13 protein-coding genes are annotated in these 15,091 nt (G+C 52.3%); 3 read left to right on the plus strand and 10 right to left on the minus strand.

Annotated features, from left to right (window positions below):
• Positions 1–5: 5 nt before the first annotated feature.
• From ACTHPM_RS23030 to ACTHPM_RS23045, 4 genes are all read right to left on the minus strand, one after another.
• Positions 6–1,457, minus strand: a complete 1,452-nt coding sequence (locus ACTHPM_RS23030) for an ABC transporter substrate-binding protein (RefSeq protein ID WP_440397791.1) — start codon at positions 1,455–1,457, stop codon at positions 6–8.
• Positions 1,458–1,591: 134 nt separating this feature from the next.
• A complete protein-coding gene (locus ACTHPM_RS23035; protein WP_440397792.1) occupies positions 1,592–3,133 on the minus strand; it encodes a response regulator transcription factor in 1,542 nt (513 codons plus the stop codon).
• Between the two features lies 1 nt (position 3,134).
• The gene (locus ACTHPM_RS23040; RefSeq protein WP_440397793.1) at positions 3,135–4,820 is read right to left on the minus strand and encodes a histidine kinase; all 1,686 of its coding nucleotides are present in this window, start codon (positions 4,818–4,820) and stop codon (positions 3,135–3,137) included.
• Between the two features lie 36 nt (positions 4,821–4,856).
• On the minus strand, positions 4,857–5,726 hold the full coding sequence (locus ACTHPM_RS23045) for a helix-turn-helix domain-containing protein (RefSeq protein WP_440397794.1): 870 nt from the start codon (positions 5,724–5,726) through the stop codon (positions 4,857–4,859).
• A 198-nt stretch (positions 5,727–5,924) separates the two neighbouring features.
• On the opposite strand from ACTHPM_RS23045, the gene ACTHPM_RS23050 reads away from it, so the two are divergent.
• Positions 5,925–7,904: a beta-galactosidase trimerization domain-containing protein gene (locus ACTHPM_RS23050; RefSeq protein WP_440397795.1), complete on the plus strand. Its 1,980-nt coding sequence runs from the start codon at positions 5,925–5,927 to the stop codon at positions 7,902–7,904.
• 96 nt (positions 7,905–8,000) lie between these two features.
• Here ACTHPM_RS23050 and rnhA read toward each other — a convergent pair whose 3' ends face one another.
• The 3 genes from rnhA to ACTHPM_RS23065 form a co-directional block, all read right to left on the minus strand.
• Positions 8,001–8,660, minus strand: coding sequence for a ribonuclease H (rnhA, locus tag ACTHPM_RS23055; protein ID WP_440397796.1), 660 nt, complete (start codon positions 8,658–8,660; stop codon positions 8,001–8,003).
• A 116-nt stretch (positions 8,661–8,776) separates the two neighbouring features.
• Positions 8,777–9,244, minus strand: coding sequence for an acyl-CoA thioesterase (locus tag ACTHPM_RS23060; RefSeq protein WP_440397797.1), 468 nt, complete (start codon positions 9,242–9,244; stop codon positions 8,777–8,779).
• A 69-nt stretch (positions 9,245–9,313) separates the two neighbouring features.
• The gene (locus ACTHPM_RS23065; protein WP_440397798.1) at positions 9,314–10,123 is read right to left on the minus strand and encodes a helix-turn-helix domain-containing protein; all 810 of its coding nucleotides are present in this window, start codon (positions 10,121–10,123) and stop codon (positions 9,314–9,316) included.
• Between the two features lie 197 nt (positions 10,124–10,320).
• Between ACTHPM_RS23065 and ACTHPM_RS23070 the strand changes: the two genes are divergently transcribed.
• Together ACTHPM_RS23070 and ACTHPM_RS23075 are read left to right on the plus strand one after the other, a co-directional pair.
• Positions 10,321–11,100 (plus strand): ABC transporter ATP-binding protein, encoded by a 780-nt coding sequence (locus ACTHPM_RS23070; protein ID WP_440397799.1) that lies wholly within the window; start codon positions 10,321–10,323, stop codon positions 11,098–11,100.
• A 139-nt stretch (positions 11,101–11,239) separates the two neighbouring features.
• Entirely contained in the window at positions 11,240–12,352 is a 1,113-nt protein-coding gene (locus ACTHPM_RS23075; RefSeq protein ID WP_440397800.1) for a phosphodiester glycosidase family protein, read from the plus strand.
• A gap of 82 nt (positions 12,353–12,434) precedes the next feature.
• Here the strand turns inward: ACTHPM_RS23075 and wrbA are convergent, their stop codons facing one another.
• From wrbA to ACTHPM_RS23090, 3 genes are all read right to left on the minus strand, one after another.
• Complete coding sequence (gene wrbA / locus ACTHPM_RS23080; RefSeq protein WP_440397801.1) at positions 12,435–13,055, minus strand: NAD(P)H:quinone oxidoreductase; 621 nt, start codon at positions 13,053–13,055, stop codon at positions 12,435–12,437.
• A 333-nt stretch (positions 13,056–13,388) separates the two neighbouring features.
• The gene (locus ACTHPM_RS23085; RefSeq protein WP_440397802.1) at positions 13,389–14,585 is read right to left on the minus strand and encodes a Gfo/Idh/MocA family protein; all 1,197 of its coding nucleotides are present in this window, start codon (positions 14,583–14,585) and stop codon (positions 13,389–13,391) included.
• 196 nt (positions 14,586–14,781) lie between these two features.
• Complete coding sequence (locus tag ACTHPM_RS23090; RefSeq protein WP_440397803.1) at positions 14,782–14,895, minus strand: YjcZ family sporulation protein; 114 nt, start codon at positions 14,893–14,895, stop codon at positions 14,782–14,784.
• Between the last annotated feature and the right edge of the window lie 196 nt (positions 14,896–15,091).

Here is a 15,091-nt window from a genome sequence, read left to right on the forward strand (position 1 = left end):
ATGCATTACTTCGTCCAATCCGGATTCTGCTTGATCAGGTTCTCCGACGATTTCTTCGACTGCTCGATCACTCTGTCCACGAATTTCTCTGGCGAATCCGAGCCTGTCAAATACGTCTGCAGCGCCGCCAGGAATACGCTCGAGTAGGATTTATCGAGTCTGGAGTTATAACCCTGCATGTTCGCAATATCGATATCCTCGTGGAATACCTCATGTCCAGGCGGTGGCGCTGCGCCGACGATATTCGGCTCTCCGTCGGATTCGAGATCAACCTTGCTCACATTTTCAGGCTTGCTGAGGAACATCAGGAAATCCATGATAACCGGAATTTTCTCGGGATCCTCTTTCGCCAGATATCCCGGTACAAGCCACTGGAGCGCTCCCCATGCCCCATAAATTTTCGTCTGTTTCCCGGTTGCCAAGGACGCATCCTGCGGCGTGATCACCGGGAAATTAAACGCGCCGAATTCAAACGGCACCTTCGCCTGCTTCAGCTGCCCGTTCGTCCAGCTGCCGCCGAAGATCATCGCCACCTTGCTCTGCGCGAACATCTGCAGCGAATCTGTCGCACTGGTAAAGCCCTTGTTCCAATATTGGGACCAATCCTTGACCAGCTTCCACTGCTGGGTCAGCTGCTCCTGATTCGGGTATTTCCCGTCTTTCACCGCGAGCGCAATCTCGTTGACTTCCAGATTGTTGTTGCCGTTCCGGTCCATATCCGAGATATTTCCCATGTAGAACTGGCTGCTCATGATCGAATCGATCCAATGAAGATGGCAGCAATCTCCCTTACCTTCGATGGCAAAAGGCGTAATGCCTGCCGCTTTGATCTTCGCCTGCGCATCCATGAACTCGCTCCATGTTTTCGGTATGGCAAGACCCAGGTCATTAAAAATTTGCTTGTTGTAGTAGATCGCGACGCCGACACCGTCGGCCGGAATGACGTACAGCGCTCCGTCAGGAGCTCTGACCGAATCCAGAATACCCGGTACGAACATATCTTTCCACGGCTTGTTGTCCTGGTAAGGATTCGGTTTTTGCAGCCAGTCATCCATTTTCAGAAACCAGCCCTTCTGGTAATGAAGCCAGGTGTCATCATAGTTATCCCAAAATACATCCGGCGCGTCCTTGGAGAGCATTCTCGCCTGCATCCATGCGCTCCGGTCCTGATTGCCGACGTCAACAAATTCGATTTTGACATTGGGCTTTAGCTTCTCGTATTCGGCCACGATTTCCGTAAGCGCTTTAATTTCACGCGGGTCCGTTGCCGTTGCTTTTCTCGGAAGATTGTTCTGCGGATCGATTTTGATGACCCATTGCTTTTCCTCGGCGGGCTTCGGACTGCTGTTATTCCCGGTCGCCTGTTCTTGTCCTCCGCCACCTCCCGAGCATGCGTTCAACAACAGGATCATGGATGTGAAGAAGGCGACGATGTAGGCGTGTTTGCGTTTAACCATGTGCATGAACTCCTCTCTGGTATGAAGCTGCGTTATCTTTATCCCGAAGTATAGGGGGTTTGGCACGGAAACGACATGTTTACGGTTGACCTTGCTAGGCTGGAATTGACTACTTCGTCATAAAGCGCCGGATTTCACTCGAGAAAAGCAGAATCGCGGTATTCCGTCGGCGTAACCCCCACCGTTTTTTTGAACAGCTGGCTGTAATGCGCTGGATCCTTAAAGCCTACCAAATATGCAGCCTCATAGGCTTTCATGCCACTTTGCTTCAAAAGCGACTTGGACTGCTCGATCCTGAACTCCCACAAGAGGTCGCGAAAATTCCGCCCGGTTTCTTTTTTGATCAGCCGGCTCAGATACGAGTGGTTCATATGCAGGTGCTGCGCCAGCGAAGTCAGGGAGACCTCCCCTTGATAATGGGTTTCGAGGTAATCATTCACCTCGCGCAGCACTCTCGCGGCGGCATGATGTTCCCGGGCGCGGCAGGACTCCGCGGTCTCCATCAATACCTGCTCCAGATAATTCATCAGGTCCTTCAACGTGTCGTAGGACAGCAAGCTTCGATGCACCTCGCCCGGCGCCTCCCTGCCCTTGGCCGGCCTGCATTCTTCCAGTATGCTGTCGGCTTCATTCACCAGCATGGAGGCGTACCGCTGCACCTGCGATTTATTCAGCCCTTTGCTGAGCATCTCCCTGTATACGGATCTCAGAAAGTCCTTGATCGCACGGCTGTCCCCCCGGCGGATGATCGCCGAAAGCTCCCGCATTCGCTCCATTTCCACCTCGTTCCGTTTTCGTTCCAGAAAGGAAATCACATCACTGGACACAACGGAGCCTTTGCCGAGAAGCATCCGGTAATCCAGGCATTCCCGGACCTCCTCCTTCGCCCTGCTCAGTTCGTTCGGGGAAGAGAGTTGATCGCTGATACCTACCGAGACCGTATGCCCGAAAGATTCTTCCGCCGCGGCAACGATATCCCTGGCAATCCGGGTTGCGGCATTCTTAAATTCATGTGACGACTGCGCATGCGACATGAGAAGAATGCCGATGCCTTTCGGCTCCAGATACGTCCAATAGGGAAACGGATCGTATTTCAGCATGCAGCAGACGAGTTCCCGCAGCGCCAGCATGGAGACCGGCTTCCCGGTTTGATGCAGCATCTCGATATTGTCCACCTCTACCGACATCAGGAGCAGCTCCCTTCCGAACAGCTCGGCGCATAACGGATCCCCGGCTTCCGCTTGTCCTCCTGCAAATAGCGTCTGCAGAATTTTTTCCTGCCGGAGCCTCTGTTCCTCATTCAGATGCCGTACCCCCTGCTTCAGCAGGTCCACGGCAAGCAGCACCTCTTCGATTTGCAGCGGCTTCGTTATGAAATCCGCGACGCCCAATTTGATGGCATGCCGGGCATACTCAAAGTCGCCAAAGGCCGTGACGAAGATCAGCGATATCGAAGGGTACAGCGAACGCACCTTCTCGGCAAGCTCCAGACCATCCATGACCGGCATCCGGATATCCGTAATGATGACATCCGGCTTCGCGGGCGTGATCATCTGCAAAGCCTCCAGTCCGTTGCCTGCCGTTGCGACAATATCACAGCCCATTTCTTTCCAGGCCGCGAGTTTCGCGAGGCTGTCCCGAATCATCGCTTCATCGTCGACGATCATGATTCTCATGTCAATTCGCCTCCTCCAATATCATCATGGGAATCGTCAATCTCACCAGTGTGCCGCTTCCCGTCCCGGGTGCATGAATCGTAAGCCCATAGGGCTCGCCATACAGCAGTTGAAGGCGCTGATGAACAGTCGTAAGCCCCGTACCCAATCCTTCCGAACGATACGTTTCGTCGCTCTGATAACCCGGTCCGTTATCCTCAACCTCAAGCACAAGATCATACCGGGATTCATAAGCCCTGATCGTGATCCGACCGGGAAGGTCCGACCGCTGAATGCCGTGAATGATTGCATTTTCGATAATCGGCTGCAGGAGGAGCTTCGGAACGTGGATCGGCAGCAGCTCTTCCTCCATGTCGGTTTCCCAATGGATTTTTTCCTGATAACGCAGTTTATGAAGCTGTAAATAGTAGACCGCGAACGCGAGTTCCGTGTACAGAGGCACCGTATCCTGTCCCGGGCTGATGGAGAACCGCAAAATTTTGGACAGAAGCTGAACCATCTCCGGAACCTTGGAATCGCCGGATTCCTTTGCCATGATGGAGATGGATTCAAGCGTGTTATACAGAAAGTGGGGATTGATATGCGCTTTGATGGCGGACAGCTCTGCCTCCTTTTTGACAAGCTCGACTTTATACACCTTCTCGATCAGGTTGTTGATCTGGGTAATAAGGCTGTTGTAGCTGCGGCAAATTTGGGCGATCTCGTCCTTCGTCCGGATGTCTTTCACAGCAATCGTCTCGAAAATCTCCCTTTCCGCCTTCCGCATCAGACGATTCAGCCGGAGCAGCGGACTTGTGATGCGCCGGAGAATGGCAGCCGTCAGCACAAGGACACCCAACCAGGTCAGCAGCATGATGAATATCGCGAAATAGGCCAGAGCGCGAATTTCCTTGCCGAAAGCGTTCTTGGGCATGTGACTGATGTAGTTGTATGAGGAGTAAATCGAAGTGCGCTTGTTCACGATGCTTTGACCCGGTTCCATCGTTTTATATGGGGTATTGATTCTTGCTTTATCGGTAGACGCCAGAATAAGCCCATTTAAGTTGGTAATGAAAAAGGCGCCCTGCTTATAAGAGGCGAGAGCTTCGGACATTCCGTTCGAGCTCAGGCTTACGGCCAGCACGCCGTATTTGATGCCGCTCCGTTGATCATAGATTTCCATGGCCGAAATCATCCGCCCCTGATCGGTAAAGGGTGCCCATATCATATGGCCCGGCGTCAAATGGGCAATGCCACTGAGTGCGTTTTCCGATTCCAGGCCGGGGGCATCCGTACTGGTGTAAACCTCGCCGCTGTTATTGAAAATGTAAATGGAATCGATCAGGCCGTACGATGCCTTTTCCCGGTCGAGAAGCGACCTGACCTCGTATTTGTATATGCTCTGATCCATCTCGCTTAAAGGATATAGGCTGCTGTCATTGCTGTTGCGAAGCAGGGCTTCGACCTCGCGCTGGATCGATATGTTTTGGGCCTTCTGGGAGATGCTGTTCAGCATTTCGTCCAGCTTATCGGACGTTTCCACAATGTTCTGCTTGCCGGATTCGCGGATTTTCGTTTCGATGATTTGCATGGAGCGGTAATAAAATAGCCCTGTTACCAGGGCCAGCGGAATTACGGTAAGAAGCGAATAAATGATAAGCATTTTATAAAACAGTTTAGAGTTCAAATGATTCCACAGCCTGCGCATTACGCGGACCCCCCCATCTTTGCCGTGAACGCTGTTCTACAATTGGCATTGCCTGCGCGCCCGGTATTGGCCAGGCGACATGCCGAGGCGTTCCCGGAATAATCTTCCGAAAAAGCTCGCGCTTGGGATCCCTACCCGCTCCGCGATTTCCTGTATGGACATGGACGTCTGCTCTAACATCGCTGCCGCATGGGTGATCCGTAAATGGTGCACATATTGAAGCGGAGTCATGCCCGTATATTTTTTCATGCAGCGCGTGATGTGGTCGAATTGAAAATGTAGGGACTCTGCCATTTTTGCCGAGTGAAACGGCTCCTTCCAGTGCTTTTGCAGGTAAGTTACCGTCTCGTTTGCCAAAGCGGATGAGCGCGAACCGGGTCTGGACTTGGCCACCTCCTGCATCAGCTCCAGCAGCTCTCCGAACCTCGCCTGAAGCTGAAGGGAATGTTCCACCGACAGCTGCCTGTGCAGCCGGTTCATCTGGTCCAGCACCTGCTGAAGCCGATCGAACGGTATATCGCCGTATTTGGGCATGTACATGGTCTGGTCGGATGGCTGCGTATCGCTGTCCCTTCCCTCCGGCAGGACCGCGGACCAGGGAATATCTTCCGCTTCGAGCGTTTGAAGGGGCGGGGCATGCTTGAAATGCACCCAGTATACCTCCGTCTCTTCCGTACTGGCCTTCGTTCCAAAATGCGTTTTTCCCGGCTCAAGCACGAGCATTTGACCGTCCCGGATGGCATATTCCTGCTGCTCCTCCTGTATGTACATCCCTCCCTTCTTCACGAGAATGACGTCGTATACGTCAAAGCATCGGCGAAAATGACAGCTGCCCGGCATCCAGACCGCGTGCCCCACCGTTAACAGCGATGGCATCGGGGGAATCGCGAGCTCCAAGCACTTCATAAGCAGCCCCTCCTTACATCGATATTGTTTTATCTTATTTCCGATTTCAGTTATATATTAGCACGATTGAAGCGAACCGGGCATGGAATAAAAGTCGATATCGTGTTAAACAAAGTCGTTATTCCGCATAGTAGCCGGACTTTATTTGCGCTAACTTATGGAGGAAAGAAACTTCAGGAACCAGGGAGGAAATAAGCGATGCGTTTTCGTCAGGTACATCTCGACTTTCATACTTCGGAAGCCATTGACCGCATAGGCAGTCAATTTGAAAAAGGGCAATTTCAGGAGATGCTGCAGCTTGGTCATGTCGATTCCATAACAGTATTCTCCAAATGTCATCACGGCTGGGCTTACCATCCATCCAAAGCTAATAAGATGCATCCGGGATTATCCTTCGATCTGCTCGGTGCCATGATCGAAGCGGCTCACGAGATCGGCGTCAAAACGCCTGTATACTTGTCTGCCGGTCTGGATGAGCGGCTCGCGGTCGATCATCCCGAATGGTGGATCCGTCCACGTTACGGGGATCAAGGAGATCTGTTCAGGCCCGGATACCATCAATTTTGCCTGAACACGCCTTATTTGGACATTCTGCTCGCCCAAATCGACGAGGTCGTGGAGAACTACGATGCGGACGGTATCTTTCTGGACATCGTGGGCGTAAGGGAATGTTACTGCGCAAGCTGCGTCGCTGCCGTCCGGGCAGAGGGTCAGGACCCTCGGGACCTTCAGGTGATGCAGCCCTTGTGGGAGCGTACATACGCCAACTACACCCGGCGGGTGGAGGAAACGGTGCACGCGTTGCAGCCGGGCCTGCCGATCTTCCATAACGGAGGCCATATCCGGCGCGGACGGCGCGACCTGGCGGAGATGAATACGCATCTGGAGCTGGAGTCCCTGCCTACCGGAGGCTGGGGCTACGACCACTTCCCGTTGTCTGCCCGATATGTTCAACCGCTGGGGATGCCATATCTGGGCATGACCGGAAAGTTTCATACGAGCTGGGGAGAGTTCGGCGGCTATAAGCATCCGAATGCCCTCCGTTACGAAACGTCGCTCAGCCTGGCCCATGGCGCGGCTTGCTCCATTGGAGACCAGCTGCATCCGCTCGGCGAGATGGATGCGGCAACCTACAGCCTCATCGGTAAGGCCTATGCGGAAGTGGAAGCCAAGGAGGCATGGTGCACCGATGCGGTGAACGTCGCAGACGTCGCCTTGCTATCCGTTGAAGCGGCCGGCGCACATACGGCGGATGGAGGCCATGACAGCTTTACCGGCCAATCCGATGCAGGTGCAGTACGCATGCTACTTGAAGGGAATATCCTCTTTGATGTCATCGACCTCGAAAGTGATTTCAGTGCTTACCGGGTGCTGATCCTGCCGGATCATGTGCGGGTGGGTGAGCGTCTGCTGCCCAAGCTGAATGCCTTTCTCGCCCAGGGCGGGCGCGTACTTGCTACGGGAGAATCGGGACTGTGCGCCGAAGGGGATGGCTTCGCCGTCGATTTAGGCGTCATTCATGCAGGAACGAACCCTTATCGTCCCGATTATTACCGTCCGCTTCACCCTTTGGCCCACCTGGACAATGCCGCTTTCATTGTCTATGCTGGCGGTCAAAAGGTCGAACTGACCGAGACAGGGACCGAGCTCGGACGCAGGGAGAATCCTTACTTTAACCGGGATGCTTTCACTTTCTGCTCGCATCAGCATACCCCGAACAGCGGGGAATATGGCGGGCCGGGCATGGCCGAGAGTGCAAACGGCATCTATATCGCGTGGAATATATTCGAGGATTATGCCACCAAAGGGAGCCTGGCCATGAAGGAGACCGTCCTGTTCGCACTGGGCCGGCTGCTGCCGGAGTCAACGCTTCGCACCTCCCTGCCGGCGCAAGGCTCCGTTACCCTCCAAAAGCAGGCCGGCCAGAACCGCTACGTGCAGCATACTCTGTATGCTTCTCCCGTAAAAAGAGGCGACGGCATTGAAATTATCGAGGACATTTTGCCCGTAAGCAACATATCGATGGAGCTGCGGATTCCCGAGAAAGTCAGCCGGGTCTATCTGGCTCCCCAAATGACGCCGATTGATTTCCACCAGCAGGGGGAACGCGTCGACTATACCATTCCGGAGCTGGAATGCCATCAGATGGTCGTGCTGGACTACGAGGATCCTGCATAATACTTCGACGCCATCCTTCTGCTCCTGATCTAATCAAAAAGCCGGCGCCCCTTATGGAACGCCGGCTAACTGTTATACTGCGAAATCGCTCCGAAACTATTTTCGTCCGAAATCCGCCTTGATCTCTCCCCATTTTTCCGTATTCCACTTGAGAATTTTGTTCTCGTACTTGTTGTTTTGCAGCCACTCCACCGCACGGTCGGTCATTTCCCAGATTTTGCGCGTCGATTCGTTTCTGGCAAGCGTCGTGGCAGGCTTCTTATTACGGATCCAGGCGAGCGCCGTACGCGAGTCGGAGTAAATGGTCTTGGTGCTGCCCAGTTTCTTCAAGTAGGCGAGGCCGTGCACGATTGCGATGAATTCGCCCAGATTGTTCGTACCGTTCTCCACGGGTCCGACGTAGAACAGAATCTCACCCGTTTGGGTATCGACCCCTTTGTACTCTACCGGTCCGGGATTGCCGCGGGTCCCGACGTCAACCGAGATGCTGTCATAAATGATTTCCTCTTCTTCGTCTTGGGCTGCCTTCTTCCGATATTTCCCGGCTCCCGTCCCTTTGGAGGAAGGGGAGGATTTGCCCTGTCCCCAGTTGCCCTTCCAGCCGCCCTTGAATGCCGCTTCAGCCTCGGCGCGGGACTCGTAGGACTTATATTTCGCATCCTTATAACCGTTCACCTGCGTTTGGCACTCCGGCCATGAGGTGTAAATTCCCGGCTTCTTCCCTTCCCATACCACGTAGAATTTCGATTTCGCCATATGTAAAACTCCTTATGTGCAAATAGGATTTCCAATGTCATAGAAATGATTTGGCCTCTAGTATCTTCTCACAAAAAAACACCTGCCGCAAACAGGTGCCTTTGACTGACTGACGCTTAAATGCCGCCCAGTCCATCCTTCTCAAAAGCAGCGATCGCTTCGCGGACCTCCTCCGGAATCGGCGTGCTTTTGCCGGTAGCCGAATCGATCAGCACTATCGCGCCGCGTCCGGCCGCCTTCAGCCGGTCTTCCACCACAACAGCGTATTCGACGTCCAGGGAAGACCTGCCGATGGAGGCTACCCGCACATGCAGGTTCACTTTGTCGCTGCGGTACATTTGCGCCAGGTACTGGCATTCCAGGTCGGCAACGACGGCCACCTTCTCAGTGCCGAACATCGAATCGAATAAGCCCAAATTCTCGAAGTATTCAATCCGTCCCTGCTCGAAATACATGAAGTAGCTCACGTTGTTCACATGCCCCAGCATGTCGGTTTCGCAGTAACGCACTTTGATCGGTATGGAAAAATGGAATTTGTGCAACCAGCTTACCGGATCCGGCTGAATGAAGCTTTCCTTTCTCATCATCATTGCCTCCTTTTTAGGAATCGTGCATTTCAGTGATAGCTTAATCCACCGATTCTTTCGCGTCATTTATCTGCCGCTTTTTCTGAATTCACCGGGCGTCGTTCCCGCGCTTTTCCAAAAAATGCGGTGAAACTGGCTTGGGCTCGAAAATCCCAGACTGCAGCTGATCTCCGCAATCGAAGAGGACGTGTTCCGGAGCCGCAGCTTCGCGTCTTCGATCCTGAGCTGAAGCAGGTACTGGTATGGAGATACGCCTGTATACGTGCGGAACGAGCGCATGAAATGATACCGGCTTTGCCCCGCGACCGCGGCGAGATCATCGATGGAGACGGCATCCGAGTAACATTCGTGCATATAAGCGATGACCTGATCCAGATGATCGTCGCGGCCGAGAGATTTACGGTTACGATCCAGGCATCCACCGGTTGGAATGGTGCCTAACATTGTGCTGTTCAGATACTCGAGCACCTGCATTTCCGTTTCCTGCACAGCAAGATGTGCTTTGTTTCCGCTGAACATCAATTCATGGGTCCAGCTTTTGAATTTTCGCAACAGGCCTGCCGTATTGACCCTCTGCAGCTCGGCGAACTCGGGCAGTACATCAAGCTGATCCCCGAGCTGGAATGCCTCCAGGCCGAATTTGATAATAATGACACTGGAGTCCTCGTCCAAATGCAGGTAATGCTCCGTTCCCGGGTGCTGGACCAGCCCTTCACCTTCTTGAAGCTTGTACGGCTTATTTTCCATCATAAAGTGGCAGATCCCTTGAACGGGTATCGTAAATTGATAATATTGCTCGTGATTATGGGGCTCGTTGGAGAACCGGTCCGAGCCTTTGAACAGCTCCATCCGGTCCGTGTGGACGCTCATTTCCATATCGCTTCACCTGATGACATTATAGCAAAAAATGCTCATCAAGCGAGCACCTATTGCGGCGACATCCCCCTAACACCTACGGTAACATGCTTTAATAAAGACATTTTGGGGCCAGGCGTATTGACAGCCCGGAGATTTGTTTTAACATGGAAAGAATAAGCTTTTCAACAGACACGGAGGAAAGAGAGGAATCAACGATGATCATCGATATCAATCACATCACTTGGAAGAGCGGGCAGCACACCCTGATGAAGGATGTCAGCTGGCAGGTGCAAGAAGGGGAACACTGGGCCCTGCTCGGGCTGAATGGCTCGGGAAAAACAACGCTGCTGAACATCGTCAACGGGTATATCTGGCCCTCGGAAGGCTCCGTCAGCGTGCTTGGACATCTGTTCGGCGAGGTCGATCTGCGCGAGCTGCGCAAATCGATCGGATGGGTCAGCAATTCCTTTCAGGAGCGCCTCTATGCCTCGGACCGGACGCAGCACATCGTCATCAGCGGCAAGCATGCCACCATCGGACTCTATGACAAAACAAGCGACGAGGATTACGATCGCGCCCGTGAGCTGATGACCATGCTCGGCTGCGATCATTTATGGGACCGTGAATATCGAACCTGCTCGCAGGGAGAAAAGCAAAAGCTCCTGATCGCACGCGCGCTGATGGCCAATCCCCGGATTCTGATTCTGGATGAGCCTTGTAACGGACTTGATATCTTTTCCAGGGAACGGCTGCTGGAAAGCATCGGCGAACTGGTACGCCAACCGGATGCGCCGACGCTCATTTACGTAACGCATCATACGGAAGAGATTCTTCCGGCCTTCAGCCATGTGCTGCTGATCAGAAACGGTGAAGCGGTGGGCAGCGGCCGGACGGAGGAAATATTGACAGCACGTAATCTGAGTGAATTCTTTGAGTCGCCCGTGGATGTGGACCGTCATGGAGATCGGTTTTATGTTCGCGTAGCTGCTGAGTAGTTCTTTTTACTCTGAGAACAAAGTCCCAAATTCCCTTCATCTTTTGGGTGAAATTTCCGATATTACAATAGCAGGAATAAATCACACAATAAGGGGAATCTCAGCTCACATGAAGAAAAAAACCATCGCAATCCTACTTATGGCATTCGTTCTTATGATCCCGTCCGCTTTTGCGGCCGCGCCTTCTTCCAAGAACGTCGTGATCATGGATGCCAAAAGCAATCATTCCTTTGTGCCCATTCGTTTTCTAAGCGGCTTCGACGGCAATACGGTACAGTGGGACGAAGCCGCCAAACAGCTTCAAGTAACGCACGGCAATGTACATATCATGATGACCCTGGGGCAAAAATCAGCTACCGTGGGCGGCAAGCCCGTCACGCTTCAGGATGCGCCTTTCCGCGATAACGGTTCGGTCTATGTGCCGCTGCAGCTGATAAGCAAAGAGCTCGGCTATAAACTCGAATGGTTGAAAACGGCTAACGCCGTCAAAATCTCTTCAGCCGGGGCTTCCTCCGTGCTTCCTACGGTCAACAAGCCCGCGGGGCAGGCGCTGCCAAAGCCGATTGTGACAGCGAAGAAGACCTTTAAAGTCGGCGGCAGAACCTTCAGCACACAAATGGTGACTGTATCCCTCATGCATCCGCAGGTCCAATTGGACGTCGTGCTGGCCGGAAATACGCCTGGAAAGGTCGAGGATCTGAGCAGCATCGCCAAACGCAGCGGAGCGACCGTTGCCATTAACGGTACCTTCTTCGATGCGTATACGAACGGGAGCTATAAAGCACCTTATGGATACATCCTGAGCAAAGGCGAGGTAAAAATGCCAAGCTCTGGTGACAAACGCGTCATTTTTACGTATGACGAGAATCAGCTCGTTCGCTTGATTCCAGGCGCTGATTTTAAGGAGACCTTCGGCCAGGGGCTCATTGAAGGCGGACTGCAGGCAGGACCGCGGCTCTTGGTGGATGGCAAGGTATCGCTGAACGTCAAGCAGGAAGGCTTTAAGGATCCGAAGATTCTGACCGGGGGCGGAGCACGCAGCGCGCTGGGCATCACCAAGGACCATAAGCTGATCCTGCTGACGACGGGCGGAGCGACGATTCCGCAGCTGGCTGAGATCATGCGTCAAGCCGGGGCTTACCAGGCGATGAACCTGGATGGAGGCGCTTCGAGCGGGCTCTACTATAACGGCAAATATTTAACGACGCCTGGGCGCAAAATCAGCAACGCACTCGTGATTAAAGTGCAGTAAGCCACACTCATACGAAAAGGCTGGACCTTAAAGCATCAAGATGCTTTCCGGGCCCAGCCTTTTTTAACACGATAAAATTGTATTAGTTGCTTCCGCTCATGCCTTTTTTCACCCAATCAGCAACGGTTACCGTACGTTTCGCCTGATGAAGAACTGCATCCTTCACGTCTTCGACCATTTTGCCGTCCTGGCCCACGGTTACAGATGTGCCGTAAGGGTTGCCGCCTGCTCCGAAGACCGATTGGTCCGTGAAGCCAGGGGAAGCCACAAGCGCACCCCAATGGTGCATCGTCGTGTACAGCGATAGAAGGGTTGCTTCCTGACCGCCATGCGGATTTTGTGCCGAAGACATCGCACTTACCACTTTATTGACCAGCTTGCCCTGGAACCAGAGACCGCCAGTAAGATCGAGGAATTGCTTCATTTGGACCGGCATATTGCCGAAACGGGTTGGTACGCTGAAGATGATGGCGTCTGCCCACTCAAGGTCAGCCAACGTTGCTTCAGGAACGTCCTTCGTCGCTTCATGATTGGCTTTCCAGGCAGGGTTCGAATCGATCGCCGATTGAGGAGCCGTTTCGGCCACTTTCAGGATTTTGACCTCGGAGCCTGCCTGCTTCGCGCCTTCCGCTGCCCATTGAGCCAATTGATAGTTTGTTCCGCCGGAGCTGTAGTAAATAATTGCTGTTTTTACGTTAGACATCTTGAATTTCCCCTTTACCAAAATGATATGGATGTTGAAAACATGGATAAACCTATTTTGCCATGAAGGATGATGAAATATACGATGCGGCCGCAGCAGAGAGCATCCCTCTCTCTATATTTCTTAATATCATATATTTCAACATGGAGGTAATACTACAAAAAAAATATGATGTTGTCTCAAAACAATGTATCTTTATTATGAGATAATATTATCATCCTATATTCCTGCTGTCAACACAATTTATATATTTAATTCACTTGCTTACTTTTATATAGAAAAAAAAGACTGACAAGCTTTCATGCTTGCCAGCCCTTTAGGCGGCTTCTGCTCTTATGAACGTGTCATCCATTTGCCGTTCGTAAAATCCGGAATCGCGACCGGATGCCCGCCGAGGGCAATCGATTCCTCCGACAATGCCGAAATGCTCATCCAAGCAGCCATGTCATACACGTCCAGCGGTGTTTCGGAGCCATTTTTGACGCTTTCGAAGAAGTCTGAGAAGACCAGCCAGTCCATGCCGTCATGACCTCCCTTAACGCCCTCTGAGATATATTTTTTCCAGATAGGATGATCGTACTGTTCCCTGAACTGCTCCACGTTGCCCCACTGCTCTTTCCAGCCCATATGATACGCATCATGGATGCCGTCCAGATAGATGGAGTGGTTGTCCTCTGAATACATACCCTGGGTACCTTGTACCTTGAATCCCCGTGAATAATAGCGCGGCAGCGTCGTATCCAGCGTGATTGTGATCGTCTCGCCATGCGCGCATTTGATGATCGTCGTCACGATGTCGCCCTGCATGAACTCGGTTTGGGCCAGCTCGGCATCTTCTCTTTTTTCCTTGCGGATATAGGCCTGCATTCCTTTGGCTTTGGAAGCCATCGATACAAGCGAGACCATGCGGTTCCCGCGGTTAATATCCAATATTTTGGCAATCGGTCCGATTTCATGCGTCGGATAGTTTTCGCAGTTCCGGTGAATGTAATTGCTCAGGCGATAATGCCGGTTCTCTTTGCCAAAAGCGATCTCTTCCCGCAGATCATGCAGATAGCCGCCCTCACAGTGGACGATCTCGCCCAGTACACCCTGCTTCACCATGTTCAGCACCATCATTTCATCGCGGCCGTAACAACAGTTCTCCATAATCATGCAAGGTACGCGGGTGCGTTCATAAGCTTCGACGAGCTTCCAGCATTCTTGGATCGAATAGGCTCCGCCCACCTCGCAAGCAGCATAGATGCCGGCTTCCATCGCGGCAATCGCGATTTCGGTATGTTCTGCCCAAGAGGCGCCGATGACTACCGCGTCGATGTTGCCCAGCGCCATCACTTGGCGGTAATCCCGGGTCACAAGCGGTCTTGCCGTGCCCGTCTCCGCCACGCTGTCCGCCGCCTGATCGCAGCGGTCCTGGTACAAATCGCACACTGCCACAACCTCAACGTCTTCCATATGTAAAACAATGCCCTTTAACAGCCCCATACCACGCGCACCCAAACCAATCATACCGATCCTGATTTTGCTCATCATCGTTAGCCTCCTGGGAGTTTATTTTTTATGTTGATCTTCACTCGAGATGGCCAAACTGTCAAGGACCATTGGGACTAGCTGGACGTATATCCTTTATGCAGTTATACAAGAAGACCGCCCTTTATTGGGCGGTCGGTCAAGAAGGAATTCTAGATGAGTGAAGCAAGATAAGCATCCCGAGGGTTTGAATTCCTTACCAACAAAAAGCTTTCAAAATAATAACTAACAAAATAAAAAGCACCAGAATAGCACCTACATTGTTGTGCAAACCGTGACCGTAACCTACTCCTCCAACAACCTCGCTCATTTATGCTCCCTCCTTTGCCTGAAGCTAATATTAACATATGTATGATTCGTTATTTGGTAAGGGCAAGCATACTTATTCCCTAGATATTTTTTAAAAATTCATTTATTTCAATCGTTCATAAAAAAACGCCTTTCGGCGTTTGCATTTTACATTATGGAGCGGGTGATGGGAATACTCAACCTCTTGATTGAAAGCG

The organism is Paenibacillus sp. SAFN-054, assembly GCF_051966755.1.
GTDB lineage: Bacteria > Bacillota > Bacilli > Paenibacillales > Paenibacillaceae > Paenibacillus_AQ.

What these genes read in the sequence shown, in the direction of transcription:
- ACTHPM_RS23030 (WP_440397791.1), bottom strand. Translation starts at nt 1,457, where the DNA reads ATGGTTAAACGCAAACACGCCTACATCGTCGCCTTCTTCACATCCATG.
- ACTHPM_RS23035 (WP_440397792.1), bottom strand. Translation starts at nt 3,133, where the DNA reads ATGAGAATCATGATCGTCGACGATGAAGCGATGATTCGGGACAGCCTC.
- ACTHPM_RS23040 (WP_440397793.1), bottom strand. Translation starts at nt 4,820, where the DNA reads ATGCGCAGGCTGTGGAATCATTTGAACTCTAAACTGTTTTATAAAATG.
- ACTHPM_RS23045 (WP_440397794.1), bottom strand. Translation starts at nt 5,726, where the DNA reads ATGAAGTGCTTGGAGCTCGCGATTCCCCCGATGCCATCGCTGTTAACG.
- ACTHPM_RS23050 (WP_440397795.1), top strand. Translation starts at nt 5,925, where the DNA reads ATGCGTTTTCGTCAGGTACATCTCGACTTTCATACTTCGGAAGCCATT.
- rnhA (WP_440397796.1), bottom strand. Translation starts at nt 8,660, where the DNA reads ATGGCGAAATCGAAATTCTACGTGGTATGGGAAGGGAAGAAGCCGGGA.
- ACTHPM_RS23060 (WP_440397797.1), bottom strand. Translation starts at nt 9,244, where the DNA reads ATGAGAAAGGAAAGCTTCATTCAGCCGGATCCGGTAAGCTGGTTGCAC.
- ACTHPM_RS23065 (WP_440397798.1), bottom strand. Translation starts at nt 10,123, where the DNA reads ATGGAAATGAGCGTCCACACGGACCGGATGGAGCTGTTCAAAGGCTCG.
- ACTHPM_RS23070 (WP_440397799.1), top strand. Translation starts at nt 10,321, where the DNA reads ATGATCATCGATATCAATCACATCACTTGGAAGAGCGGGCAGCACACC.
- ACTHPM_RS23075 (WP_440397800.1), top strand. Translation starts at nt 11,240, where the DNA reads ATGGCATTCGTTCTTATGATCCCGTCCGCTTTTGCGGCCGCGCCTTCT.
- wrbA (WP_440397801.1), bottom strand. Translation starts at nt 13,055, where the DNA reads ATGTCTAACGTAAAAACAGCAATTATTTACTACAGCTCCGGCGGAACA.
- ACTHPM_RS23085 (WP_440397802.1), bottom strand. Translation starts at nt 14,585, where the DNA reads ATGAGCAAAATCAGGATCGGTATGATTGGTTTGGGTGCGCGTGGTATG.
- ACTHPM_RS23090 (WP_440397803.1), bottom strand. Translation starts at nt 14,895, where the DNA reads ATGAGCGAGGTTGTTGGAGGAGTAGGTTACGGTCACGGTTTGCACAAC.